The sequence below is a fragment of the Dermacoccus sp. MPR-E5 genome (assembly GCF_058809565.1).
In genome coordinates, this window is the sequence record NZ_JBXASS010000001.1 from 32,059 (window position 1) to 55,702 (window position 23,644).

Here is a 23,644-nt window from a genome sequence, read left to right on the forward strand (position 1 = left end):
TCCGTCCTGTGAGGCGGCGAAGGAGGCCTGCGCATGACGCGCGACGCTCTCGGCGTACCCGGTGACGGGGACGTCTCGACATCACGAACCACTCCCGACGACGGCCGCGTGGTCCTGTCGGCCCCCGAGATAGGTCGCGCTCTGCGCCGCATCTCTCACGAGATCCTCGAACGCAACAAGGGCGCGGACGATCTCGTCCTGCTTGGCATCCCGACGCGTGGCGCGCACCTCGCCCGCCGCCTGGCGGACGCGCTCAAGGACGTCGAGGGCATCGACATTCCCGTCGGCACGCTCGACGTCACGATGTACCGCGACGACCTGCGTGCCAACCCCGCCCGTGTGGCGCATCAGAGCGACATCCCCGCAGCCGGCATCGACGGGCGCACCGTCGTCCTCGTCGACGACGTTCTCTTCTCCGGACGCACCGTGCGCGCAGCCCTCGACGCGCTCGGCGACCTCGGGCGCCCCAAGGCCGTCCGCCTCGCCGTCCTCGTCGACCGCGGCCACCGCGAACTGCCGATCCGCGCTGATCACGTCGGCAAGAACCTGCCGACGGCGACGAGCGAGCACGTGCGCGTGCGCGTCGCCGAGACCGACGGCAGCGACGAGGTGCGCATCAGCGGCCCCGCCGCGCCGCAGCAGCGAAAGGACGCGTCGTGAAGCACCTGCTGTCGGCCGCCGACCTCACCCACGACGACGCCGAGATGATCCTCGAGACGGCCGCCGCCATGCACGACGTGCAGAACCGCGAGGTCAAGAAACTGCCCGCGCTGCGCGGACGCACCGTCGTCAACCTGTTCTTCGAGGACTCGACGCGCACCCGCAGCTCCTTCGAGATCGCCGGGAAATGGCTGTCTGCGGACGTCATCAACGTCAGTGCGAAGGGCTCGAGCGTCAGCAAGGGCGAGTCGCTACGCGACACCGTGATGACGGTCGCGGCCATGGGCGTCGACGGCCTCGTCATCCGCCACAACCGCAGCGGAGCGCCGCTGCAGGTGAGCCAGTGGGTCGACTGCATGGTGGTCAACGCCGGCGACGGCACCCACGAGCACCCGACGCAGGCGCTGCTCGACGCCTACACGATGCAGGCGCAGCTCGGCACGCTCGAGGGCAAGCACGTCGCGATCGTCGGTGACCTCACGCACAGTCGCGTCGTGCGCTCCAACCTCATCCTGCTCAAGACCCTCGGCGCGCACGTCACGCTCGTCGCGCCGCCGACGCTCATGCCGTCCGGCATCGCCGCCTGGGCTGCGCGCGACGGCTTCGACGTCAGCTACGACCTCGACGCCGTGCTGCCGCACGTCGACGCCGTCATGATGCTGCGCGTGCAGCGCGAACGCATGTCCGGCGGCTACTTCCCGACGCCGCGCGAGTACACCGTCGGGTATGGCCTGACGCGCGACCGCCTCGCGCTGCTGCCGCAGCATGCCGTCATCTGCCACCCGGGCCCGATGAACCGAGGCCTCGAGATCAGCCCCGACGCCGCCGACGAAGCACGCTCGAAGGTGCTCGACCAGGTGAGCGCCGGCGTCGCCGTGCGCATGAGCGTCCTGTACCACCTACTCGCCTCGAACTCGACGGAAGGAGCTCAGGCATGAGCGACCACGCAGGCCCCGTTCTCATCACCGGCGCCGACGTCGTCGGCACCGGCGCGGCCGACATCCTCGTGCGTGACGGCGCCATCGCCGAGATCGGTACGAACCTCGACGCCGCCGGCGCGACGCGCGTCGACGCCGACGGACTCGTCGCGCTGCCCGGCCTCGTCGACCTGCACACCCACCTGCGCGAACCGGGCCGAGAGGACGCCGAGACGATCGCGACGGGTTCGGCGGCTGCCGCAGCCGGCGGCTTCACGTCCGTCTTCGCGATGGCCAACACGAACCCCGCGACGGACACCGCCGAGGCCGCGGAGCGCATCGCCGAGCTGGGGGAGCGCGTCGGGCTCGTCGACGTCCACCCCATCGGCGCCGTGACGAAGAACCTCGCCGGCGAGGAACTCGCCGAGCTCGGCCTCATGGCCCGCTCGCGCGCCGCCGTCCGGGTCTTCTCCGACGACGGCAAGTGCGTGCACGACAGCCGCCTCATGCGTCGCGCGCTCGAGTACGTCAAGGCGTTCGACGGCGTCGTCAGCCAGCATGCGCAGGACCCGAACCTCGCGGACGGCCAGGCCTGCTGCCACGAGGGTGAGATCTCCGGACGTCTCGGTCTGCCCGGTTGGCCCGGCGTCGCGGAGGAGGTCATCGTCGCGCGTGACGTCATGCTCGCGCGCCACACCGGCAGCCGCGTCCACGTCGCGCACGCGTCGACGGCGGGCACCGTCGAGGTGCTGCGCTGGGCGAAGTCGCTCGGCATCGCCGTGACCGCGGAGGCCACCCCACACCACCTCATGCTGCCGACGGACCTCGTCGAGAGCTACGACCCGGTCTACAAGGTCAACCCGCCGCTACGCCCGAGCGAGGACATCGAGGCCGTGCGCGAGGCGCTCGCCGACGGCACGATCGACATCGTCGCGACCGACCACGCGCCGCACGCGCGCCACGACAAGGAGCACGCGTTCGCGGACGCCGTGTTCGGCATGCTCGGCCTCGAGCAGGCGCTCGCCGTCGTCCACACGACGATGGTCGCCACGGGCTGCATGACGTGGCAACAGGTCGCCGATGCGATGTCGACGAAGCCCGCCGCGATCGCCCGGCTGGGCTCGCACGGCCAGGGCCTCGTCGCCGGCGCACCCGCCAACATCACGCTCTTCGACCCGTCCGTCACCGTCACGGTGAACAAGGACGACTCGAAGTCGCTTTCCCGCAACAACCCCTGGCACGGCCGCACGCTCGAGGGCGCTGTGGTCTCGACGTACCTGCGCGGACGTCGCACCTTCCACGACGGAGAGGTTCAGCAGTGAACGACACCACCCCCGCCACGACGAAGCGCGCCAGTGCGTTCGTCTCGCGCGAACCGGCCTGCCTCGTCCTCGAGGACGGACGCATCTTCCGCGGCCGCAGCTACGGCGCGATCGGCACGACGTTCGGTGAGGCCGTGTTCTCGACCGGCATGTCCGGCTACCAGGAGACGCTGACGGACCCGAGCTACCACAAGCAGGTCGTCGTCATGACGGCCCCGCACGTCGGCAACACGGGCATGAACGACGAGGACTACGAGTCGGGCAAGATCTGGGTGGCCGGCTACGTCGTGCGCGACCCCGCCATCCGCCCGTCGAACTGGCGCTCGGTGCGCACCCTCGAGGACGACCTCGCCGAGCAGGGCATCGTCGGTATCTGCGACATCGACACACGCGCCCTGACGCGCCACCTGCGCGAGCGCGGCGCGATGCGCGTCGGTGTGTTCTCGGGTGCGGACGCCGCGAACAGCGACGCCGACCTGCTCGACGCGGTGAAGAACGCCCCGCAGATGGAGGGCTCCGAGCTCGCATCCGAGGTCGCGACGAAGGAGGCATACGTCGTCGAGGCGAAGGGTGAGAAGAAGTTCACCGTCGCGGCCGTCGACCTCGGTATCAAGTCGAACACGCCGCGGATGATGAGCGAGCGTGGCATCGAGGTGCACGTGCTGCCGGCGACGGTGGCGCTCGACGACATCACGGCGATCAACCCCGACGGCGTGTTCTTCTCGAACGGCCCCGGCGACCCGGCGACGGCGCCGCAGGTCGAGCTGCTGCGCGACGTGCTCGCGGCCGGCATCCCGTACTTCGGCATCTGCTTCGGCAACCAGCTGCTCGGGCGCGCGCTCGGGTTCGGCACGTACAAGCTGAAGTACGGCCACCGCGGCATCAACGTGCCGGTGCTCGACAAGGCGAGCGGCACCGTCGAGATCACCGCGCAGAACCACGGCTTCGCCGTCGACGCCCCGATCGAGGGATCGACGCAGGCGCCCAGCGACGCCGAACACGGCACGAGCTTCGGGCGCGTCGAGGTCTCGCACGTGTGCCTCAACGACGACGTCGTCGAAGGCCTGCGTTGCCTCGACATCCCGGCGTTCTCCGTCCAGTACCACCCCGAAGCCGCGGCCGGCCCGCACGACGCGGCGTACCTGTTCGACCGCTTCGTCGAGATGATGAGCGACAACCAGAAGGTGAACGCCTGATGCCCAAGAACACCGACATCAAGAGCGTCCTCGTCATCGGCTCCGGCCCGATCGTCATCGGTCAGGCCGCCGAGTTCGACTACTCGGGGACGCAGGCCTGCCGCGTCCTGCGCGAGGAGGGCCTGCGCGTCATCCTCGTCAACTCGAACCCGGCGACGATCATGACCGACCCGGAGACGGCCGACGTCACGTACGTCGAGCCGATCACGCCGGAGATCGTGGAATCGATCATCGCCAAGGAGCGCCCGGACGCGGTGCTCGCGACCCTCGGTGGTCAGACCGCGCTCAACACCGCGATCGCGCTGCACAAGAACGGCGTCCTCGAGAAGTACGGCTGCCCGCTCATCGGCGCCAACGTCGAGGCGATCGAGCTCGGCGAGGACCGTGAGAAGTTCAAGGGCGTCGTCGAGCGCTGTGGCGCCGAATCGGCCAAGAGCCACATCTGCCACACGATGGACGAGGTGCTCGCCGCCGCCGACGACCTCGGCTACCCCGTCGTCGTGCGCCCGTCGTTCACGATGGGCGGCCTCGGTTCCGGCTTCGCCTACGACGAGACCGATCTGCGCCGCATGGCCGGCGCGGGCCTGCAGGCGAGCCCCGTGACCGAGGTGCTGCTCGAGGAGTCGATCCTCGGGTGGAAGGAGTACGAGCTCGAGGTGATGAGGGACAACGTCGACAATGTCGTTGTTGTCTGCTCGATCGAGAACTTCGACCCGATGGGCGTGCACACCGGTGACTCGATCACCGTGGCTCCCGCTCTGACGCTCACCGACCGCGAGTACCAGCGCATGCGCGACGTCGGCATCGCCGTCATCCGCGAGGTCGGCGTCGACACCGGTGGCTGCAACATCCAGTTCGCCATCAACCCGGCCGACGGGCGCATGATCGTCATCGAGATGAACCCGCGCGTGTCGCGTTCCTCGGCGCTCGCGTCGAAGGCGACCGGCTTCCCGATCGCGAAGATCGCCGCGAAGATGGCCATCGGTTACTCGCTCGACGAGGTGCCGAACGACATCACCGCCGAGACCCCGGCGAGCTTCGAGCCGACGCTCGATTACATCGTCGTCAAGGTGCCGCGCTTCGCGTTCGAGAAGTTCCCCGCCGCCGACCGCACGCTGACGACGACGATGAAGTCCGTCGGCGAGGCGATGGCGCTGGGCCGCAACTTCACCGAGGCGCTGCAGAAGGCGCTGCGCTCGATCGAACGCAGCGACGGCCAGTTCCACTGGGATCCGGCGAGCGAGGTGACGAGCCGCGACGAGGCACTCGAGATCCTCGAGCGCTCCAAGCAGCCGACGGACGGACGCATCGTCCTCGTGCAGCAGGCGCTGCGCGCGGGCCTCAGCGTCGAGGAGGTGCACGAGGCGACGAAGATCGACCCGTGGTTCCTCGACCAGATGCAGCTCATCAACGACGTCGCGTCCGAGATCGCGGCGGCGCCCCAGCTGACGCCCGACCTGCTGCGCCTGGCGAAGAAGCACGGTTTCTCCGACGCCCAGATCGCGCAGCTGACGGGCATGAAGCAGGACGTCGTGCGCGGCGTGCGTCATGCCCTCGGCGTGCGCCCGGTCTACAAGACGGTCGACACGTGCGCCGCCGAGTTCGCCGCCCAGACGCCGTACTACTACTCCTCCTACGACGAGGAGAGCGAGGTGCTGTCGCGCGAGAAGCCGGCCGTCATCATCCTCGGATCGGGCCCGAACCGCATCGGTCAGGGCATCGAGTTCGACTACTCGTGCGTGCACGCCTCGTTCGCGCTGCGTGACGCCGGGTACGACACGATCATGGTCAACTGCAACCCCGAGACCGTCTCGACGGACTACGACACGAGCTCGCGCCTGTACTTCGAGCCGCTGACGCTCGAGGACGTGCTCGAGGTCGTCCACGCCGAGAGCGAGGCCGGCCCGATCGCGGGCGTCATCGTCCAGCTGGGCGGTCAGACGCCGCTCGGGCTCGCGAAGGCGCTCAAGGACGAGGGGGTGCCGATCGTCGGCACCTCGCCGGAGGCCATCGACCTGGCGGAGGACCGCGGCGCGTTCGGGCGCGTGCTCGCCGACGCGAAGCTGCCCGCGCCGCGTCACGGCATCGCCTTCTCGGCCGAGGAGGCCATCGAGGTCGCCCGCGAGATCGGCTACCCCGTGCTCGTGCGCCCGAGCTACGTGCTCGGCGGGCGCGGCATGGAGATCGTCTACGACGACGAGACGCTGCGCGGCTACGTCACGCGCGCGACGACGGCGTCGCCGGAGCACCCCGTGCTCGTGGACCGCTTCCTCGACGAGGCGATCGAGATCGACGTCGACGCGCTCTTCGACGGCGAGGACATGTACCTCGGCGGCATCATGGAACACGTCGAGGAGGCCGGCATCCACTCCGGTGACTCCGCGTGCGTCCTGCCGCCCGCGACCCTCGGCACCGAAGAGCTCGAGCGCGTGCGCGCCTCGACGCTGGCGCTCGCTCAGGGCATCGGCGTACGCGGCCTGATGAACGTGCAGTTCGCGCTCGCGCAAGACGTGCTCTACGTCCTCGAGGCAAACCCGCGCGCCTCGCGCACCGTCCCGTTCGTCGCGAAGGCGACGTCCGTGCCGCTCGCGAAGGCCGCGGCGCGTGTCATGCTCGGCGCCTCGATCGCTGACCTGCGCACCGAAGGGCTGCTACCGCCGAGCGGCGACGGCGCCAAGCTGCCGATGGACGCGCCCGTCGCGGTCAAGGAGGCCGTGCTGCCCTTCCAGCGCTTCCGCACCGCCGAGGGGCAGGTCGTCGACTCGCTGCTCGGGCCGGAGATGCGCTCCACGGGTGAGGTCATGGGCATCGACGCCGACTTCGCCACGTCGTTCGCCAAGGCGCAGCTCGGCGCAGGGCAGGGGCTGCCGACGTCAGGCACCGTGTTCGTCTCGTGCGCGAACCGCGACAAGCGCGCGATGCTGTTCCCGATCAAGCGTCTCGTCGACCTCGGCTTCGAGATCCTCGCGACGCCCGGGACGTCGGATGTGCTGCGCCGCAACGGAATCGCCTCTACCGTGGTGCGCAAGCACTCCGAAGGCCCCGGGCCGGACGGGGAGAAGACGATCGTGTCGCAGATCCTCGACGGCGAGGTCGCGATGATCGTCAACACGCCGTCCGGGTCGGATGCACGCGCTGACGGCTACGCGATCCGCGCGGCAGGGACATCGATGAACGCGCCGATCCTCACGACGGTGCAGGAGCTCGCGGCCGCCGTGCAGGCCATCGAGGCCAGCATGCACGGCTCGTACGCGGTGAAGTCGCTGCAGGAGCACGCACGCGACCTCGACATGTACGGCACGCGCTGAGGCAGGTCGACATCGCCGGATCGACGCCGGTGACGGCTGCGACGACCTCGGGTGACGAGGGTGCCGTGAGTGGCTCCCGAGAGCCCAAGGACGTCGTCGCCGTCACCGGTGAACTCATCTCGACGCGACGTGTCGGCGCGTTCGTCGCGCACACGTTCGTCGCGGCGGGCATCGCCGAACTCGCGCGACCGGGGCAGCTCGTCTCGCTCGCCGTCGGGGATGACGCCTCCGCCATCGTGACGCGCCGTGCCCTGCCGCTTCGCTCGGTGACGCCGAGCGGCACGTACGGCGGCACCGTCGAGGTCGTCGTCGACCCCGATGCGGACGCCGGTTCGGCGTGGCTGGCTGCGCGGCGCCTGCACGACGAGGTGAGCATCCTCGGCCCGCTCGGACGCGGTTTCCCTATTCCGACGAACCCGGTGCCCGTCGTCGTCGCAGCGGTCGGGGCGGGCACGGCGTCGACCGTGTGGCTCGTCGAGACGCTGCGCCGCGCGGGCTGCCAGGTACCGCGGGTCGTCATCGGCGGTGAGGACGAGCGTCGGCTCCTCGGCGTCATCGAGGCGCGACGGCTCGTCGGCAGCGTCACGACGGTGGTGCCCGACGCGGGCGCGGGGGAGGACCTCGCGTACCGCATGCAGGTGGCGCTGGATGCGACGCTGCGTCAGCACGAGACGGCCCTCGTGTATGCGAGTGGCGACGTGACGTCCTTGGCCGCGATCACCGCTGCGGCGCAACGGCATTCGGTTCCCGTGCAGGCCGCGTTCGGCGTGCCGATGCCCTGTGGAACCGGGTTGTGCAGGGCGTGCGCGCTGCCCGTCGCGAACGCGGACGGGGAGGTGACGCCCGTGCGTTGCTGCACCGAAGGGCCCGTCCTGCCCGCCGATCGGATGGCGTGGGCGCAGTTGCTCGAGGTCTCGGCATGAGCGGGGCACTCGCGACGACGCTGGGGTTGAACAAGCTCGACTCACCCTTCATCGCGGCTTCTGGGTGTGCGGGGTACGGGCACGAACTCGTGCGCTGGGGTGGGCTCGGCGCGTTCGGTGCGCTCGTCACGCCGTCGCTGACGGTGGAGGCGCAGGACGCGTCGCGCGAACGCGTCATCGTCGAATCGCCGTCAGGGATCGTGCACCCGCACGACACGCCCAACGTCGGCGCGAACTCGCTCAACGCGACGCGTCTGCCGTGGGGGGTGACGGCGCCGACACCCGTCATCGTCTCCATCGCGGGTGCGACGAGCGGCGACTTCGCCGACGCGGCCGCGGCCGTACGGCGACGGACGGCGCTGCGTGGGGTGCTCGGCGTCGAGGTCAATCTCTCGGTCGCCAACGAGGCGAACAACGGGCGAGCGTTCGCCGGTGACGAGTACGCAGTGACGAAGGTGATCGCGCGCGTGCGGGAGCACCTGCCGCGCAACGTCATGCTCGCGGCGAAGCTGACGCTCGGTACCGACCTCGTCGAGTTGTCGCGCGCCTGCCTCAAGTCGGGTGCTGACGCACTCGTGCTCGGGCACGCTCCGGTCGCCTCCAGCATCGACGTGACGACGCTGCGCCCGCGCGCGGGCACCCGTGCTGCGATGGCCGGGCCGGCGTTGCTGCCGCTGACGGTCGGTGGCGTGTTCGAGGTGAAGGCCGCCATGGTGGCCGGTCGGTTGCCGACGGCACCCATCATCGCCGGGGGCGGCATCGCGTGCGTCGACGCCGCCGTCCAGGCGCTCGCGGCAGGGGCTTCGGCCGTCCAGGTGGGCTCGGCGCTGTTCCGCGATCCGCGGGCCGGGGTGAGGCTGCGGGACGGGCTTGCCGGTTTCCTCGCCGAGCGCGATCTCACCGTCGCCGGGCTCGTCGGGGCGGCGCATGCGTGACGTGACGCGCCGTGTGGTCGTGCACGAGAGCGACCGCCACCCATGGAAGCGCGCGCATTCCGCTTGTGCGATCGACGGCGGTTCGGCTCGTGCGTGACGCCGGCAACCATGTCATCCAGGCGCGCTGGGCCTCATCCTCGAACGGCCCACGGCGGCCGGGCTCGTGCGCGAGGCAGCCAGGGCCGAAGTCCTTTCCTGTTCATGTTTCATCTTCACGGAGGTTCCCATGACCACATCTGCTGAACCCGCTGCACGTGACAGCGCCGGCTTCGGCGCTCGGCTCGCGGCGACGCAGGCGCGCTTCGGGCCGGCGTGCGTCGGCATCGACCCACACCGCTCGCTCGTCGAGTCGTGGGAGCTCGACTACTCCTACTCCGGTGTCGAGCGGTTCGCGCTGACGTGCGTCGAGGCGTTCGGTGGGCGGGTCGCATCTGTGAAACCGCAGTCCGCCTTCTTCGAGGTGTTCGGCGCGCGGGGGGTGGCGCTGCTGGAGCGTGTGACCGCTGAGCTGCGCGCGGCGGGAACGCTCGTCATCCTCGACGTGAAGCGCGGCGACATCGGCACGACGATGACGGCGTACGGCGAGGCGTTCCTCGGCAAGGATGCGCCGGAACCCGCGGATGCCATCACCGTGAGCCCGTACCTCGGATACGAGTCGCTGCGGCCGGCGCTCGATCTCGCGCGTGACACCGGGCGCGGCGTGTTCGTGCTTGCGCTGACGTCGAACCCGGAGGGTGCGGGCGTGCAGCACGCCGTCACGCCGGGCGGCACCGTGGCGGGCGACATCGTCGCCGCCGCGACGCGCGACAACGCCGACGCGGCAGCGCGAGGGGAGTGGGGCCACATCGGGTTCGTCATGGGCGCAACGATCGGTTCGGCCCTCGACGACCTCGGTCTGGGTGGCGCTCTCGCTGCCTCGCACGCGCCGATCCTCGCGCCCGGTTTCGGCGCACAGGGCGGCACCGTCGAGTCGATGCGATCGGTGTTCGGCGAGTCCATCTCACGCGTCATCCCGACGACGTCACGCGATGTCCTCAAGGCCGGCCCCTCCGTCAACGGGCTCGTCGCCGCCGTCGAGCGCACGCGTGAGTCGGTGGCCGGCCTCCGCTGAGCGGAGACAGGCATCGCGAGGCGCCCGGGCCGACTTGTGCCGGCGCTCCCCAGACGGTGCAGAACCGCACCGATTGGCAGATCGGCGGCGTCGGTGCGACCTGAGATGACGCTCGTGTGGTGCGCGCACCCATGTGAAAGGATGAGCGAACCGCTGATCGGGGCGGGCGTTGACGAAAGGGCATGGCGGTGAGTGCACGACTGGTCGTTCTGGCCGGGCCGACGGCTGTCGGCAAGGGGACGGTGGCCGCGTACATCCGCGAGCACTATCCCGAGGTGTGGCTGTCGGTGTCAGCGACGACGCGCCCGCCACGTCCGGGTGAGGTGGACGGTGTCCACTACTACTTCATGACGGACGACGAGTTCGCCGAGATGGCCGCGAACGGTGGTTTCCTCGAGCACGCCATCGTCCACGGTCGGGCGTCGTACGGCACGCCGAAGGCGCCCGTGGAGCAGGCCATCGCCGACGGCCGCCTCCCGCTGCTCGAGATCGACCTGCAGGGCGCGCGTCAGGTCAAGCAGAACGCCCCCGATGCGTTCTTCGTCTTCCTCGCGCCGCCGAGCTGGGACGAACTCGTTCGCCGACTCGTCGGCCGCGCCACCGAAACCCCCGAAGAGCGTGAGCGCCGCCTCGAGACCGCGAAGGTCGAACTCGCGGCGCAGAGCGAGTTCGACCACGTCATCGTCAACGACGATGTTCGGCGTGCCTCCGAAGAACTCGTATCATTGATGAGAACACCTGAACACTGAGGCACGTTCGCCTGCCCGCGCGCCGCGCATCACGCGCAGCGACGGCGGCCACGCGCCCCGAGGAGAAGAGGGACACATGTCCGGCACGAAGGCCGAGCCCATCGGCATCACCAATCCGCCCATCGACGACCTGCTCGAGATCGCGGACAGCAAGTACGCCCTCGTCACGTACGCGAGCAAGCGCGCCCGTCAGATCAACGGCTACTACAGCCAGCTCGCCGACGGCCTGCTCGACAACGTCGGCCCGCTCGTCGACGCCCAGCCGCAGGATAAGCCGCTCTCCATCGCGCTGCGCGAGATGAACGAGGGCCTGCTCTCCATCGAGAAGCTCGAAGCCTGAGTCGATCTCGCACATGCGCATCGTTCTCGGTGTGACAGGGGGCATCGCTGCCTACAAGGCGGCGTTGCTCCTTCGTCTTTTCACAGAAGCCGGCCACGACGTGACGGTCGTGCCCACCGCGTCAGCGCTCGAGTTCGTCGGCGCCCCGACGTGGGAGGCACTCTCCGGCAAGCCCGTGCAGACAGGCGTGTTCGAGAACGTCGCGCAGGTTCCGCACGTCCGGCTCGGGCAGAACGCCGACCTCGTCGTCGTCGCCCCCGCGACGGCCGACGTCCTCGCCAAGGCCGCGGCCGGCATGGCGAACGACCTGCTCACCAACACCCTGCTGACGGCGCGCTGCCCCGTCGTCATGGCGCCGGCGATGCACACCGAGATGTGGCTGCACCCCGCGACGCAGGCGAACGTCGCGACGCTGCGCTCGCGTGGCGCGACGATCGTCGAGCCCGCGTCCGGGCGGCTGACGGGCGCCGACACCGGCGCCGGGCGCCTGCCCGACCCCGACGTCATCCGTGACGCGGCCCTCGCGGCTGCGGCGAGCGGAGAGCGACGTGGCGGCGCCACCGCGGGTGGCTTGGCCGAGACCACCGGGCGCGAGGAGGACGCCGTCACCCCGTCAGGCGCTCTGGCCGGCCGGACCGTGCTCGTCACCGCCGGCGGCACACGCGAGGCCATCGACCCGGTGCGTTACCTCGGCAACCGCAGCAGCGGCAAGATGGGTTTCGCCATTGCGGCGGCGGCCGCCGATCGCGGCGCCGACGTCACGTTCGTCACGACGATGCAGCCCCCGGCCGACCTCGCGCAGCGCGTCCGCGTCGTCAGCGTCGAGAGCGCCCTTCAGATGCGTGACGCGGTGCTCGCGGCGACGCCCGACGTCCTCGTCATGGCGGCCGCGGTCGCCGACTTCCGTCCCGACCACGTCGCGGACGCGAAGATCAAGAAGACCCACGGCGACGACTCGGCGCCCGTCATCACCCTCGTACGCAACCCGGACATCCTCGCCGAGGCGGTGCGTCAGCGTGATGCAGAGCTCCAGCCGACAGCCGCGTCGACGAACGTGTCGAGCCGTGTCATCGTCGGCTTCGCGGCCGAGACGGGTGACGCTGACGGCGATGTTCTCCACCACGCCCGCGCGAAACTGGCCCGCAAGGGCTGCGACGTCCTCGTCGCCAACGAGGTGGGCGACGGCGTGACGTTCGCTCAGGATTCGTCGACGGCTCACCTGCTGCGCCGCGGCAGTGATGACGTCGTCACGGTCGGCCCGGCGCCCAAGTCTCACATCGCGGCGGCGCTGCTCGATCTCGTCGCCGACCTCGTCCCCTCTCAGTAACATCAACGATGGGTGCGTCGCACCCAGCCAGCAGCCGCTGCCCTAAGGAGTCATTCCGTTGTCTCGTCTCTTCACGTCCGAATCCGTCACCGAGGGCCACCCCGACAAGATCTGCGACCAGATCAGTGACGCGATTCTCGACGACATGCTGCGCCAGGACCCGCAGGCCCGCGTGGCCGTCGAGACGATGGTGACGACGGGTCTCGTCCACGTCGCCGGCGAGGTGCGCACCGAGGGGTACACGGACGTCGCGAAGCTCGTGCGCAAGGTGATCACGAACGTCGGCTACGACTCGTCCGAAAAGGGTTTCGACGGCCACAGCTGCGGCATCTCCGTCTCGATCGGCGCTCAGTCCGAGGACATCGCGCAGGGCGTGGACAGCGCTCACGAGCACCGCGTCGGCGGCGGCGAGGACCCCCTCGACAGCCAGGGCGCGGGCGACCAGGGCCTCATGTTCGGCTACGCGTGCGACGACACGCCCGAGTTCATGCCGCTGCCGATCCACCTCGCGCACCGCCTCTCCGAGCGCCTGACGAGCGTCCGCAAGAACGGCGACCTCGACTACCTGCGCCCCGACGGCAAGACGCAGGTGACGATCTCCTACGACGGTGACAAGGCCGTCGCGCTCGACACGCTCGTGCTGTCGACGCAGCACGACGCCGGCATCGACCTGGACGGCCAGCTCGCGCCCGACATCACGCGTCACGTCATCGAGCCCATCATCGCGGAGCTCGCGGCGAGCGGCGTCACACTCGACACGAACGAGATGCGTCAGCTCATCAACCCGACCGGCAAGTTCGTCATCGGTGGCCCGATGGGCGACGCGGGCCTCACCGGCCGCAAGATCATCGTCGACACCTACGGCGGCATGGCCCGCCATGGCGGCGGCGCCTTCTCCGGGAAGGACCCGTCGAAGGTCGACCGTTCGGCTGCGTACGCGATGCGCTGGGTGGCGAAGAACGTCGTCGCTGCAGGCCTCGCGAAGCGCTGCGAGGTGCAGGTCGCGTACGCCATCGGCAAGGCGCAGCCCGTCGGCCTCTACGTCGAGTGCTTCGGCACGGAGACGAAGCCGCTCGACGTCATCCAGAAGGCCATCGCGGACACGTTCGACCTGCGTCCGGCCGCTATCGTCGACGCGCTCGACCTGCTGCGCCCCATCTACCAGCCGACGGCCGCGTACGGCCACTTCGGTCGCACGAGCGCCGACGGCGTCGAGAACCCCTTCACGTGGGAGCAGACGAACCGCATCGAAGAGCTGCAGCGCGCGGCCGGCTGAGAGGCGTGATCCGTGCCGTGACCCGCTCGATCGGGCCGCGGCACGGTTGCGTTCAGGCCCCGAAACTCCCGGGATGCCGGGGTTGTCGGAGCACTCGTGTAGAGATGAGGTCATGACGAGCGACGACGTGCACGCCGCGAGCAGCGAACAACTCGCGCTGCTGCGCGACGCCGTGCGCGCCAAGGCACGCGGGGACGATGCGGGCAGCGCGAAGGCTGCTACGCGCGACGGTGGGAGCGAACGGGTCGCCGTCGTCTGGCCGATGCTCGAGGTGCCTCACCTCGACCGCGAGTTCGAGTACCGCATCCCCGCCGAACTGGCCGATGACGTGCGCTTCGGCGTCGCCGTCAAGGTGCGTTTCCACGGCAAGCGCATCACCGGGTACGTCGTCGGCGTGCGCGAGACCCCCGAGTTCACCGGCACGCTGAGCCCGCTGCTCGCCGTCGTGTCGCCCGAGGCCGTGCTCACCGAGCACATCTGGCAGGTGGCGCAAGCCGTCGCCGCTCGCATGGGCGGCACCGTCTCCGATGTCCTGCGCCTCGCGATCCCACCGCGGCACGCACGCGCCGAGAAGGCCCTCGACGAGCGGATGGCGAAGGCGTCGGCGGCGGATCGATCGATGCCCGAGGTGGCTGAGGCCGGGAACGCTGGTCCTGACGCCGCTTCGGCTGTGCCGGCTGAGCCTGACGACGAGGCTTCGGCTGTCACGGGCGGCGCTGCTGCCCATGATGGTGCGGCTGTCGCTGATAACGAGGCTGCTCCTGGCGAGGCGCTCGCGTCGTGCGGCGGGCATGCCTCGACGAGCGCGACGTCCAGCGGCGCGGTTGCGGCCGACGGGCCTACACCGGGCGATGATATGGCCTCGACGAGTCATGCGACGAGCGGCGCGGTGGCGGCCAGTGCGCCGGCGCCGCTCAGCGCGTGGCGTCACTACGCCGGGGGATTGAGCCTGCTCACGCATCTTGCCGCGGGGGAGAACCCGCGTGGTTCCTGGGATGTCGCGCCCGGGCTGTTCGGCCCGGATGCCTGGCCTGCCGCCGTCGCGGACGCCGCGGCAGCGGTGCGCGATTCTGGGCGTTGCACCGTCGTCGTCGTGCCCGACGGGCGGGATGTCGATCGCGTCGCCGCGGCGTGTTCGGCCCGGTTGAGCGACGATCAGGTCGTCACCCTCACGGCGGACATGGGTCCGCAGGCCCGCTACACCGCGTTTCTCAAGGCGCTGCGCGGCCTCGCCGATGTCGTCGTCGGAACGCGCGCGGCGATGTTCGCTCCGGTGCCCGACCTCGGCCTCGTCGTGTGGTGGGACGACGCCGACACCCTTCACGTCGACCCGCACGCGCCGTATCCGCACGTCGGAGCCGTGCTCGAGACTCGCGCCGACCTCGCCCCGGCCGCCCTGTTGAGCGCGGGCGCCGTGCCGTCGGTGCGGGTGCAGGCCCAGGTCGAGGCCGGCGTCAGTGTCCCCGTCGACCCGGTCGAACGCACGAGCGCGCGCGTCGTCGTCACGGGCGACGACCGCAGCGTCGAGCGTCACGGCGCCGCAGCCCGCGCGCGCATCCCCGCCGAGGCATGGCAGGGCGCGACCCGCGCGTTGCAGGACGGGCCGGTGCTCGTCCAGGTGCCGCGCCGCGGGTACATCCCGACGATCGCGTGCGCCCGGTGCCGCACGAAGTCGACCTGCGACGTGTGCCACGGGCCGCTCGGGCTCGACGGCGAGCACAGCGCCCCGACCTGCCGGTGGTGCGGCCACGTCGCGCACGTGCTGACCTGCCCCGAGTGCGGCAGCCACGAGATCCGGTCGCTGACGATCGGGGCCGGACGCACCGCCGAAGAACTGGGCCGTGCGTTTCCCGGGGTGCCGGTGCGGCGCTCCGGGGCGCCGGACGTGCTCGCGAGCGTGCCCGACGAGCCCGCGCTCGTCATCTGCACCCCCGGTGCTGAACCCGTCGCCGAGAACGGGTACAGCGCCGCGATCCTGCTCGACGCATGGGCCCTGCTCGACCGGGGCGGGCTCGACGCCGGTCAGCGTGCCCTCACGCATTGGTGCGCCGCGGCGGGCCTCGTGCGCCCGGCGTCGACGGGCGGCGTCGTCTACCTTGCGGGCGTGCCCCGGCACGTGCCGTTTCCCGCCGTCGAGGCGCTCGTGCGTTGGGCGCCGCGGTGGTTCGCGGCGCGTGAACTCGCCGAGCGCGTCGAGGTGATGCTGCCACCCGCCACGCGGATGGCAGCGCTCGAGGGCCCGCGACGCGCGGCCGCTCGGTACGCCGAAGCGCTCGAGAAGGCGGCGCGCGAGCACGACGTCAGCGTCGACGTACTCGGCCCGCTGCCGCTGCGGCGCCGGCACGTGTTCGACCGGGCGACGCCCCAGCGTCAGGCCACGTCGTCGGACGACGACGAGTCGCTCGTGCGCTTCCTCGCGCGGTGGAACGACCCGACCGATGCAGACGTCCCGGCGCTGCTGCGCGCCCTCACCGCGTCACGCTCAGCCGCGCGCGAACCCGTCGTCACGGTGCGCCTCGACCCACTCCTGGACGGCCTGGCATGACGAGCCCGAGCCGCTCCGCCCGCTACGGTGGCGCCATGATGTCTGGACCTAACCTCACGAGCGGCCTCACCTCGAGTGCCGGCCGCCGCGCCCGGGCGATCGACCTCGACGACCTCGACGGCCCCGACGCCGGCGACCTCGCGAGCCTCGCCGACCTGGGTGACGCGCCGCAGCCGAGCCCGGTCGACATGGTCGTGTTCGACATCGGCAACGTGCTCGTGCGCTGGGAGCCGCGCGCGGCACTGCTCGACGCCGTCGGCGAGGACGCGGCGACAGCGCTGCTCACCGACCCCGAACTCGACTTCTTCGCACACAACCTCGCCGCTGACGGCGGGCGCGCGTGGCGCGAGATCGTCGCCGAGATCGACGAGCGACACCCGCACCACACGGCCGCGGCGCAGGCCTACATCGACAACTTCCACCTCGCCATCGCCGAGCCGATCGCGGGCAGCGTCGCCATCGTGCGCGAACTCGCTGAGGCGGGTGTGCCACTGTTCGCGCTGACCAACTTCAGCGCCGAGCTGTTCGAGGTCGCCCGTTCGCTGCACGGCGACGTGCTCGACCTGTTCGAGGAGATCATCGTCTCCGGCGAGGAGGGCGTGACGAAGCCCGACCCGGAGATCTGGGAGATCCTCGAAGAGGTGACGCGCCACCGCGGCGGGTTGAGCGACGCCGTCTTCATCGACGACTCAGCCGCCAGCGTCATGGGGGCCGAGCAAGCCGGCCTCGACGCGATCCTGTTCACCGACCCCGACACCCTGCGCGACGATCTGCGCCTGCGCGGGCTGCCGTTGGAGCCGTCAGCCGGCTCGCGCCAGACGAGTGCCGGCGTGTCCGAGACGCCCGACGGCACCGCCGGGGCCGGCGCGGCTCACCACTAGACTGATTCCTCACGACTCACCCCCTGCGGAGCTGCGCGAGCCGCCCGCTCGAACCGACGAAGGGCCCACCAGCCGATGCGCGTAGTTTTCGCCGGAACCCCGGAGGCGGCTCTGCCGTCGTTGCGGGCCCTGCTCGATTCGGCCCACGAGGTCGTCGCCGTCGTGACGCGCCCCGAGGCGCGTCAGGGGCGCGGGCGCAAGACGTCGCCGTCGCCGGTGCACGAGCTCGCGCTCGAGGCAGGCCTCGAGGTGCTGACGCCGACGAAACCGTCCGACGACGACTTCGTCGCGCGGCTGCGCGAACTCGAGCCCGACGCCGCGCCGATCGTCGCGTACGGCGGGCTCATCCCGCCGTCGGTGCTCGCGATTCCGCGGCACGGCTGGATCAACCTGCACTTCTCGCTGCTGCCCGCCTGGCGTGGCGCCGCACCCGTGCAGCACGCCCTCATGGCCGGTGACGACGTGACGGGCGCCTCGACGTTCCTGCTCGAGGAGGGGCTTGACACCGGGCCCGTCTTCGGCACGATGACGGAGGCGATCGGCCCCACCGACACCTCCGGCGACCTGCTGACACGCCTCGCCGAAGGTGGTGCGTCCCTGCTCGTGTCGACGCTCGACGCCCTCGCGAACGGTGACGTGACGCCGATTCCGCAACCTCGCGACGGTGTCTCGCTCGCGCCCAAGATCCAGGTCGACGACGTGCGTCTCGACTTCTCGGTGCCCGCGTTCGCCGTCGACCGCCGTATCCGCGGCGCGTCTCCGGCGCCCGGGGGGTGGGCGATGCTGCGTGGTGAGCGCGTCAAGCTGCTGCGCAGCCGCCTCGCCGACGCCGACGGGTGCCCGCCGCTGACACCCGGCGAGCTGCACGCCACGAAGAAGCAGGTGTTCGCCGGCGCACTCGGCGGCGTCGTCGAACTGCTCGAGGTGCAGCCGCACGGCAAGAAGGTCATGCGTGCCGCCGACTGGGCCCGCGGGCTGCGTTTGAACGAAGGGGAGAGCTTCGGTGAGTGACGAACGACGCGGCGGCAGCGGCTCCAGCCGCCAGAGTGGCGGACAGGGCGGCCGTGACGAACGGCGTACGGGCGGCCCCGGGCGCGACGGCCGAGGCGCGCAGCGGAGCGCCGGTCGTGGAGAACAACCTCCACGCGACGATCGCCGTGACGCGCGGGGCCGTCAGCGTTCGGATGCGCGCTTGCGCGGCGCGGGCCACCGCAGTGAGCAGGCGCCGTCAGCGCGCCGGCGCACGGGTGATCCCGCCCGCAGTGCGGCGCTCGCCGTCCTGCGCGCCGTCGACGACGGTGCCTACGCCAACCTCGAGATGCCGAAGGTCCTCACGCGCCATGATCTGAGTGGCCGCGACGCGGCGTTCGCCACGGAGCTGGCCCTCGGCACCATCCGTCGACAGGGGTTCTACGACCGCGTCATCGAGACGGGCTCGGGTCGGGCGCCGTCGCAGATCGACCCGGTCGTGCTCGCCGTGCTGCGCCTCGGCGTCCACCAGATCCTGTCGATGCGTGTGCCCGTCCATGCCGCCACGTCGGAGACCGTCGCCCTCGCCCGCGAGCACGCCGGCTCGGGTGCGGCGGGTTTCGTCAACGCCGTCCTGCGACGCGCGGGGGAGCGCGACCGTGAGACGTGGATCGCCGACCTCACGCGCGGTGTCGATGACGCCGACGAGGTGCGCGCCGTCGCGACTTCCCACCCGCGCTGGGTCGTCTCGGCGCTGCGCCAGTCGCTGCGCGGCCACAGAGCCGCGGGCGGGGACGGTCAAGCGAGCCTCGACGACGCACTCGACGCGCTGCTCGAGGCCGACAACACGCCTCCGCGCGTCAGCCTCGTCGCCCGCCCGGGCCTTGCCACCGTCGACGAGCTCGTCGCATCCGGAGCCGAGGCGAGCGACCTGTCGCCGGTCGGTGCGGTGCTGCCGTTCGGTGACCCCGCGAACATCCCCGCGATCCGGCAGACGAGGGCTGCGGTGCAGGACGAAGGTTCGCAGCTGCTCGCCCTCGCACTCGCCGACGCTGACGTGACGCCGCGCACGGCATCGGGCGATGACGCACGCGAGGATTGGCTCGACCTGTGCGCCGGCCCCGGCGGCAAGGCCGCGCTGCTCGGCGCGGTCGCGCACCTGCGCGGCGACGTCCTCTACTGCAACGAGGCGAGCGAGCACCGCACGGACCTCGTGCGGCGCACCCTGCGCGCGCTGCTCGACGACGGCGCGGAGATCTACATCGGCACCGGCGACGGGCGCGACCTCGGTCGTGAGGAGCCCGGCACCTACGACCGCGTGCTGCTCGACGCGCCCTGCACCGGCCTCGGCGCGCTGCGCCGTCGCCCCGAGTCGCGCTGGCGCCGTCAACCATCGGACGTCGCGGAGCTTTCCGCTCTGCAGGTCGAACTGCTCGACTCCGCGATCGACGCGACGCGTGCGGGCGGCGTCATCGGATACGCGACGTGCTCGCCGCACCCCGCAGAGACCCTCGCCGTCGTCGCGGAGGTGCTCGGACGGCGCGACGACGTCGTCCAGGAGGACGCCTGGCCGCTGTTCCGCGACGCGTTCGACGAGCCCATCGAGCGCGTCGGCGACCTGCCGTCCGTCCAGTTGTGGCCGCATCTGCACGGTACCGACGCCATGTTCTTCGCCCTCCTGAGAAAGAAGTGACCCGCATGACCGACGCCCGTGACGTCCGCATCTCGCCGAGCATCCTCTCCGCCGATTTCGCCAACCTCGAACGCGAGCTCGACGCCATCAACAACGCCGACTGGGCGCACGTGGACGTCATGGACAACCACTTCGTGCCCAACCTGACGCTCGGGCTGCCGGTCGTCGAGTCGCTGCTGAAGGTGAGCCCGATCCCGCTCGATGCGCACCTCATGATCGACGACCCCGACCGCTGGGCGCCCGCCTACGCCGAGGCCGGGTGCAAGAGCGTGACGTTCCACGTCGAGGCCGCGGCCGACCCGAAAAAGCTCGCACGCGACATCCGCGCGGCCGGAGCGCGCGCGTCGATGGCGATCAAGCCGAACACGCCGTGGGAGCCGTACGCAGATCTGCTGCCCGAGCTCGACATGGTGCTCGTCATGACGGTCGAGCCCGGCTTCGGTGGTCAGTCGTTCATGGCGGAGCAGATGCCGAAGGTGCGGGCGGTGCGCGAGAGCATCCGCACGCACGGCGGTGACGTGTGGGTGCAGGTCGACGGCGGCGTCTCGGCCAAGACGATCGAGCAGTGCGCCGAAGCCGGTGCCGACACCTTCGTCGCGGGATCGGCCGTCTACGGTGCCGAGTCCGCTGCCGCCGCGATCGACGAGCTGCGTGCCCTGGCTGCGGGGCACGCGCACTGAACTGACGTGTGTCGCACCGAGCGGGGTGGGCGAGCTTGCGAGGGAAGACGCGCAGAAGAGCGCGAAGGAGTAACATGTTGGGCGTGTACCCGGGGTAGGTGAAATTCCTAGCCGGCGGTGAAAGTCCGCGACCCGGCCCGCTTCGACAGGGGTCGGTTGACTCGGTGAGATTCCGAGACCGACGGTTAAAGTCCGGATGGTAGGTTGCACGCGGTTGTTCGCGCTCTGCGCGGGCGGCCGACGAGCCGTTGCGGCGTGCCTGAGGGCATCGCGCGTGGCGTCTCGGCCGATGTCGTCGGCGCCTTCGTGGCGTGCGGCGGGCGTCAGCTTTCTCGTGCCCCGGTGATCGGTTGTTCGATCGGACCGGAAGGCATCTCGTGAGACTCGAGCGTCACAGCGCCATGGAGCGCGCCGCGCAGCTGGCTGCGCTGTCGCCGCGTGTCGACCCCAATCCTCGTGTCGGGTGCGTCGTCGTCGACGCTGACGGCGTCATCCTCGCAGAGGGCTACCACCGCGGCGCGGGCACGTGGCACGCCGAGGCCGCGGCCATCAACGAAGCGATCGCGACGGGCGTCGACCTGCGTGGCGCGACGGCGTACGTCACCCTCGAACCCTGCGCGCACACCGGGCGCACCCCGTCGTGTGCACGCGCTCTGATCCGCGCCGGCGTCGCCCGTGTTGTCTTCGGCCAACCCGACCCGAACGGCGCGGCCGCCGGGGGAGCGCAGATCCTGCGCGAGGCAGGCGTCGCCGTCGAACAAGTTGACACCCTCGCGGCTGCGAGCCGAGACCTCAACGCCGACTGGACGTTCTCCGTCACCCACGCGCGCCCGTTCGTGCGCTGGAAGTACGCCTCGACCCTCGATGGATTCAGCGCGGCGTCGGATGGCACGTCGCAGTGGATCACCGGCCCGGCCGCGCGCGTCGACGTCCACGCGCAGCGTGCCGAGCACGGCGCGATCGTCGTCGGCACCGGCACCGTTCTCGCCGACGACCCGCAGCTCACAGTCCGCGACGCCCAGGGACGCGCGGGGGTGCAGCAACCGTTGCGCGTCGTCGTCGGCGACACCCCGATCCCCGACACTGCCCGCGTGCTCGACGACGCCGCTTCCACCCTCGTGCTGCCCCGGCAGAGCCCGACCGACGTCCTCGCCGCGCTGCACGCGCGCGGCATTCACGCCGTCTGGCTCGAAGGTGGACCGACGCTGGCCGCGGTGTTCCTGCGTGCCGGGCTCGTCGACGAGATCGTCGCCTATCTCGCCCCCGCCCTGCTCGGCGCGGGCCGCCCCGCGGCCGCCGACCTCGGCATTACGACGATCGCGGAGGCCCGCCGCTTCGACCTCGTCGACGCCACGACGCTGCCCTCGAACGAACCGTCCGCCACCGACCTGCGCCTGCGCCTGCGTCCCACGAAGGAGATCTGATGTTCACCGGAATCATCGAAGCGACCGGCACGCTCGAGCGCATCGAGCACACCGCCGACGCGGCGATCCTCACGATCGCGGGCGCCGCAGTCCTCGACGACGCCCACCACGGCGACAGCATCGCCGTCAACGGCGTGTGCCTGACGGTGACCACGTTCGACGAGCAGCGTTTCAGCGTCGACGTCATGAAGGAGACGCTCGATCGCACGAGCCTGGGCGCGCTCGTGCCGGGCAGCCGGGTCAACCTCGAACGCGCCATGAGCGCGCAGGCACGGTTCGGCGGTCACGTCGTGCAGGGCCACGTGGATGCGACCGTCCGCATCACCGCCATCGAACCGGGGGAGCGCTGGAGCGTCGTGCGTTTCGACCTGCCCGTCGACCTGGCGCCCTACGTCGTGGAGAAGGGTTCGGTGACGCTCGACGGCGTGTCGCTCACGGTCGCCTCGCGCCAGGAGGCGTCGTTCAGCGTCAGCCTCATCCCGACGACGCTCGAGCTGACGACGTTCGGCGCCGCCCGCGTCGGCGGTCTCGTCAACGTGGAGGTCGACGTGCTCGCCAAGTACGTCGAGCAGATGCTCGCGCCGCGCCTCGCTGCGCTCGACATCCGTCTCGTGGAACTCGACGCCCGCCTGGCGGCCTCCGAGGGGCGCGCATGAGCATCTGGGAACAGGCCTACTCGGCGCACCTGACGATCGGCGGTGCGCAGATCACGTGGCGCGAGATCATCGGCAACGCGTTCGGGATGGCGTCCGCGATCGGTGGCATGCGCCGCAAGGTGTGGGCGTGGCCGGTCGGCATCATCGGCAACATGCTGCTGTTCACCGTGTTCGCCGGGCTCGTGTTCGGCATGGACGATCGCGCGCCGATGCTCGGTCAGGCCGGGCGGCAGATCTTCTTCATCATCACGAGCCTGTACGGCTGGTGGGTGTGGCGCGCGAGCCGCCGCGACGGCACGAGCGGTGAGGCCGTCACGCCGCACTGGGCGAGCGCGAGCCAGCGCATCGGCTACCTGATCGCCTGGGGCGCGGGCGTCGTCGTCGTGCACTGGATCTTCACGCTGATCGGCGCGGGTTGGCCGGCGCCGTGGTGGTACTTCTGGTGCGACGCCTGGATCTTCGTCGGCTCCCTGCTCGCGACGTTCGCGATGGCGCGCGGCTGGAACGACTTCTGGCTCATGTGGATCGCAGTCGACGCCGTCGGCGTGCCCGAGCTCATCTATTCCAAGTACTACCCGAGCGCCGTGCTGTACGCGCTCTACGCAGCCCTCGTCGTCGTCGGATTCGTGCAGTGGGTGCGCATCTCACGCCCCCACAGCGTCGCCGAACGCGAGAGGGAAGCGGCCTGAGCGATGCACAGCCCGTCGAAGCAGACCGAGACGATGAAAACCG

The 23,644-nt window shown here is 70.8% G+C and carries 20 protein-coding genes and 1 riboswitch; all 20 genes read left to right on the forward strand.

Features of this window, described 5'->3' with window-relative positions; genetic code table 11:
* Positions 1-33: 33 nt before the first annotated feature.
* On the forward strand, positions 34-660 hold the full coding sequence (gene pyrR / locus AC1RS9_RS00140) for a bifunctional pyr operon transcriptional regulator/uracil phosphoribosyltransferase PyrR (RefSeq protein ID WP_006943833.1): 627 nt from the start codon (positions 34-36) through the stop codon (positions 658-660).
* The gene (locus AC1RS9_RS00145; protein WP_006943772.1) at positions 657-1,598 is read left to right on the forward strand and encodes an aspartate carbamoyltransferase catalytic subunit; all 942 of its coding nucleotides are present in this window, start codon (positions 657-659) and stop codon (positions 1,596-1,598) included. Before pyrR ends, AC1RS9_RS00145 begins: the two co-directional genes overlap by 4 nt.
* Entirely contained in the window at positions 1,595-2,899 is a 1,305-nt protein-coding gene (locus tag AC1RS9_RS00150) for a dihydroorotase (RefSeq protein ID WP_312293463.1), read from the forward strand. Before AC1RS9_RS00145 ends, AC1RS9_RS00150 begins: the two co-directional genes overlap by 4 nt.
* Complete coding sequence (gene carA, locus AC1RS9_RS00155) at positions 2,896-4,095, forward strand: glutamine-hydrolyzing carbamoyl-phosphate synthase small subunit (protein WP_074039459.1); 1,200 nt, start codon at positions 2,896-2,898, stop codon at positions 4,093-4,095. The genes AC1RS9_RS00150 and carA overlap by 4 nt, the downstream gene beginning before the upstream one ends.
* On the forward strand, positions 4,095-7,403 hold the full coding sequence (gene carB / locus AC1RS9_RS00160; protein WP_115296150.1) for a carbamoyl-phosphate synthase large subunit: 3,309 nt from the start codon (positions 4,095-4,097) through the stop codon (positions 7,401-7,403). Before carA ends, carB begins: the two co-directional genes overlap by 1 nt.
* A 65-nt stretch (positions 7,404-7,468) precedes the next feature.
* Positions 7,469-8,326: an iron-sulfur cluster-binding protein gene (locus tag AC1RS9_RS00165; RefSeq protein WP_237723732.1), complete on the forward strand. Its 858-nt coding sequence runs from the start codon at positions 7,469-7,471 to the stop codon at positions 8,324-8,326.
* Positions 8,323-9,261 carry a dihydroorotate dehydrogenase gene (locus AC1RS9_RS00170; protein ID WP_115296152.1) on the forward strand — a complete coding sequence of 313 codons (939 nt, stop codon included), beginning with the start codon at positions 8,323-8,325 and terminating at the stop codon, positions 9,259-9,261. The genes AC1RS9_RS00165 and AC1RS9_RS00170 overlap by 4 nt, the downstream gene beginning before the upstream one ends.
* Positions 9,262-9,487: 226 nt before the next feature.
* Positions 9,488-10,372, forward strand: a complete 885-nt coding sequence (pyrF, locus tag AC1RS9_RS00175; protein WP_492920110.1) for an orotidine-5'-phosphate decarboxylase — start codon at positions 9,488-9,490, stop codon at positions 10,370-10,372.
* Between the two features lie 182 nt (positions 10,373-10,554).
* A complete protein-coding gene (gene gmk, locus AC1RS9_RS00180) occupies positions 10,555-11,121 on the forward strand; it encodes a guanylate kinase (protein WP_006943738.1) in 567 nt (188 codons plus the stop codon).
* Positions 11,122-11,197: 76 nt separating this feature from the next.
* Positions 11,198-11,461 carry a DNA-directed RNA polymerase subunit omega gene (gene rpoZ, locus AC1RS9_RS00185; RefSeq protein WP_006943764.1) on the forward strand — a complete coding sequence of 88 codons (264 nt, stop codon included), beginning with the start codon at positions 11,198-11,200 and terminating at the stop codon, positions 11,459-11,461.
* Between the two features lie 13 nt (positions 11,462-11,474).
* Positions 11,475-12,788: a bifunctional phosphopantothenoylcysteine decarboxylase/phosphopantothenate synthase gene (locus tag AC1RS9_RS00190; RefSeq protein WP_006943768.1), complete on the forward strand. Its 1,314-nt coding sequence runs from the start codon at positions 11,475-11,477 to the stop codon at positions 12,786-12,788.
* Positions 12,789-12,846: 58 nt separating this feature from the next.
* A complete protein-coding gene (gene metK, locus AC1RS9_RS00195) occupies positions 12,847-14,064 on the forward strand; it encodes a methionine adenosyltransferase (protein ID WP_038568493.1) in 1,218 nt (405 codons plus the stop codon).
* A gap of 112 nt (positions 14,065-14,176) precedes the next feature.
* Complete coding sequence (locus tag AC1RS9_RS00200; protein WP_115296154.1) at positions 14,177-16,609, forward strand: primosomal protein N' family DNA-binding protein; 2,433 nt, start codon at positions 14,177-14,179, stop codon at positions 16,607-16,609.
* Between the two features lie 35 nt (positions 16,610-16,644).
* Positions 16,645-17,490 carry an HAD-IA family hydrolase gene (locus AC1RS9_RS00205; protein ID WP_473957013.1) on the forward strand — a complete coding sequence of 282 codons (846 nt, stop codon included), beginning with the start codon at positions 16,645-16,647 and terminating at the stop codon, positions 17,488-17,490.
* Positions 17,491-17,565: 75 nt separating this feature from the next.
* Positions 17,566-18,501 (forward strand): methionyl-tRNA formyltransferase, encoded by a 936-nt coding sequence (gene fmt / locus AC1RS9_RS00210; RefSeq protein ID WP_074039446.1) that lies wholly within the window; start codon positions 17,566-17,568, stop codon positions 18,499-18,501.
* Positions 18,502-18,682: 181 nt separating this feature from the next.
* On the forward strand, positions 18,683-20,152 hold the full coding sequence (locus tag AC1RS9_RS00215) for an RsmB/NOP family class I SAM-dependent RNA methyltransferase (protein ID WP_062255944.1): 1,470 nt from the start codon (positions 18,683-18,685) through the stop codon (positions 20,150-20,152).
* A gap of 5 nt (positions 20,153-20,157) precedes the next feature.
* Positions 20,158-20,832 (forward strand): ribulose-phosphate 3-epimerase, encoded by a 675-nt coding sequence (gene rpe / locus AC1RS9_RS00220; protein WP_038570995.1) that lies wholly within the window; start codon positions 20,158-20,160, stop codon positions 20,830-20,832.
* Positions 20,833-20,913: 81 nt separating this feature from the next.
* A riboswitch (FMN riboswitch) is annotated at positions 20,914-21,044 on the forward strand.
* Between the two features lie 189 nt (positions 21,045-21,233).
* Positions 21,234-22,256 (forward strand): bifunctional diaminohydroxyphosphoribosylaminopyrimidine deaminase/5-amino-6-(5-phosphoribosylamino)uracil reductase RibD, encoded by a 1,023-nt coding sequence (gene ribD / locus AC1RS9_RS00225; RefSeq protein ID WP_006943835.1) that lies wholly within the window; start codon positions 21,234-21,236, stop codon positions 22,254-22,256.
* A complete protein-coding gene (locus AC1RS9_RS00230; protein WP_006943813.1) occupies positions 22,256-22,912 on the forward strand; it encodes a riboflavin synthase in 657 nt (218 codons plus the stop codon). Before ribD ends, AC1RS9_RS00230 begins: the two co-directional genes overlap by 1 nt.
* Positions 22,909-23,601 carry a nicotinamide mononucleotide transporter family protein gene (locus AC1RS9_RS00235; protein WP_115296157.1) on the forward strand — a complete coding sequence of 231 codons (693 nt, stop codon included), beginning with the start codon at positions 22,909-22,911 and terminating at the stop codon, positions 23,599-23,601. Before AC1RS9_RS00230 ends, AC1RS9_RS00235 begins: the two co-directional genes overlap by 4 nt.
* Positions 23,602-23,644: the final 43 nt, after the last annotated feature.

What these genes read in the sequence shown, in the direction of transcription:
- gmk (WP_006943738.1), top strand. Translation starts at nt 10,555, where the DNA reads ATGGCGGTGAGTGCACGACTGGTCGTTCTGGCCGGGCCGACGGCTGTC.
- rpoZ (WP_006943764.1), top strand. Translation starts at nt 11,198, where the DNA reads ATGTCCGGCACGAAGGCCGAGCCCATCGGCATCACCAATCCGCCCATC.
- AC1RS9_RS00150 (WP_312293463.1), top strand. Translation starts at nt 1,595, where the DNA reads ATGAGCGACCACGCAGGCCCCGTTCTCATCACCGGCGCCGACGTCGTC.
- AC1RS9_RS00230 (WP_006943813.1), top strand. Translation starts at nt 22,256, where the DNA reads ATGTTCACCGGAATCATCGAAGCGACCGGCACGCTCGAGCGCATCGAG.
- AC1RS9_RS00190 (WP_006943768.1), top strand. Translation starts at nt 11,475, where the DNA reads ATGCGCATCGTTCTCGGTGTGACAGGGGGCATCGCTGCCTACAAGGCG.
- fmt (WP_074039446.1), top strand. Translation starts at nt 17,566, where the DNA reads ATGCGCGTAGTTTTCGCCGGAACCCCGGAGGCGGCTCTGCCGTCGTTG.
- AC1RS9_RS00205 (WP_473957013.1), top strand. Translation starts at nt 16,645, where the DNA reads ATGATGTCTGGACCTAACCTCACGAGCGGCCTCACCTCGAGTGCCGGC.
- AC1RS9_RS00200 (WP_115296154.1), top strand. Translation starts at nt 14,177, where the DNA reads ATGACGAGCGACGACGTGCACGCCGCGAGCAGCGAACAACTCGCGCTG.
- pyrR (WP_006943833.1), top strand. Translation starts at nt 34, where the DNA reads ATGACGCGCGACGCTCTCGGCGTACCCGGTGACGGGGACGTCTCGACA.
- AC1RS9_RS00235 (WP_115296157.1), top strand. Translation starts at nt 22,909, where the DNA reads ATGAGCATCTGGGAACAGGCCTACTCGGCGCACCTGACGATCGGCGGT.
- rpe (WP_038570995.1), top strand. Translation starts at nt 20,158, where the DNA reads ATGACCGACGCCCGTGACGTCCGCATCTCGCCGAGCATCCTCTCCGCC.
- AC1RS9_RS00170 (WP_115296152.1), top strand. Translation starts at nt 8,323, where the DNA reads ATGAGCGGGGCACTCGCGACGACGCTGGGGTTGAACAAGCTCGACTCA.
- pyrF (WP_492920110.1), top strand. Translation starts at nt 9,488, where the DNA reads ATGACCACATCTGCTGAACCCGCTGCACGTGACAGCGCCGGCTTCGGC.
- ribD (WP_006943835.1), top strand. Translation starts at nt 21,234, where the DNA reads ATGGAGCGCGCCGCGCAGCTGGCTGCGCTGTCGCCGCGTGTCGACCCC.
- carB (WP_115296150.1), top strand. Translation starts at nt 4,095, where the DNA reads ATGCCCAAGAACACCGACATCAAGAGCGTCCTCGTCATCGGCTCCGGC.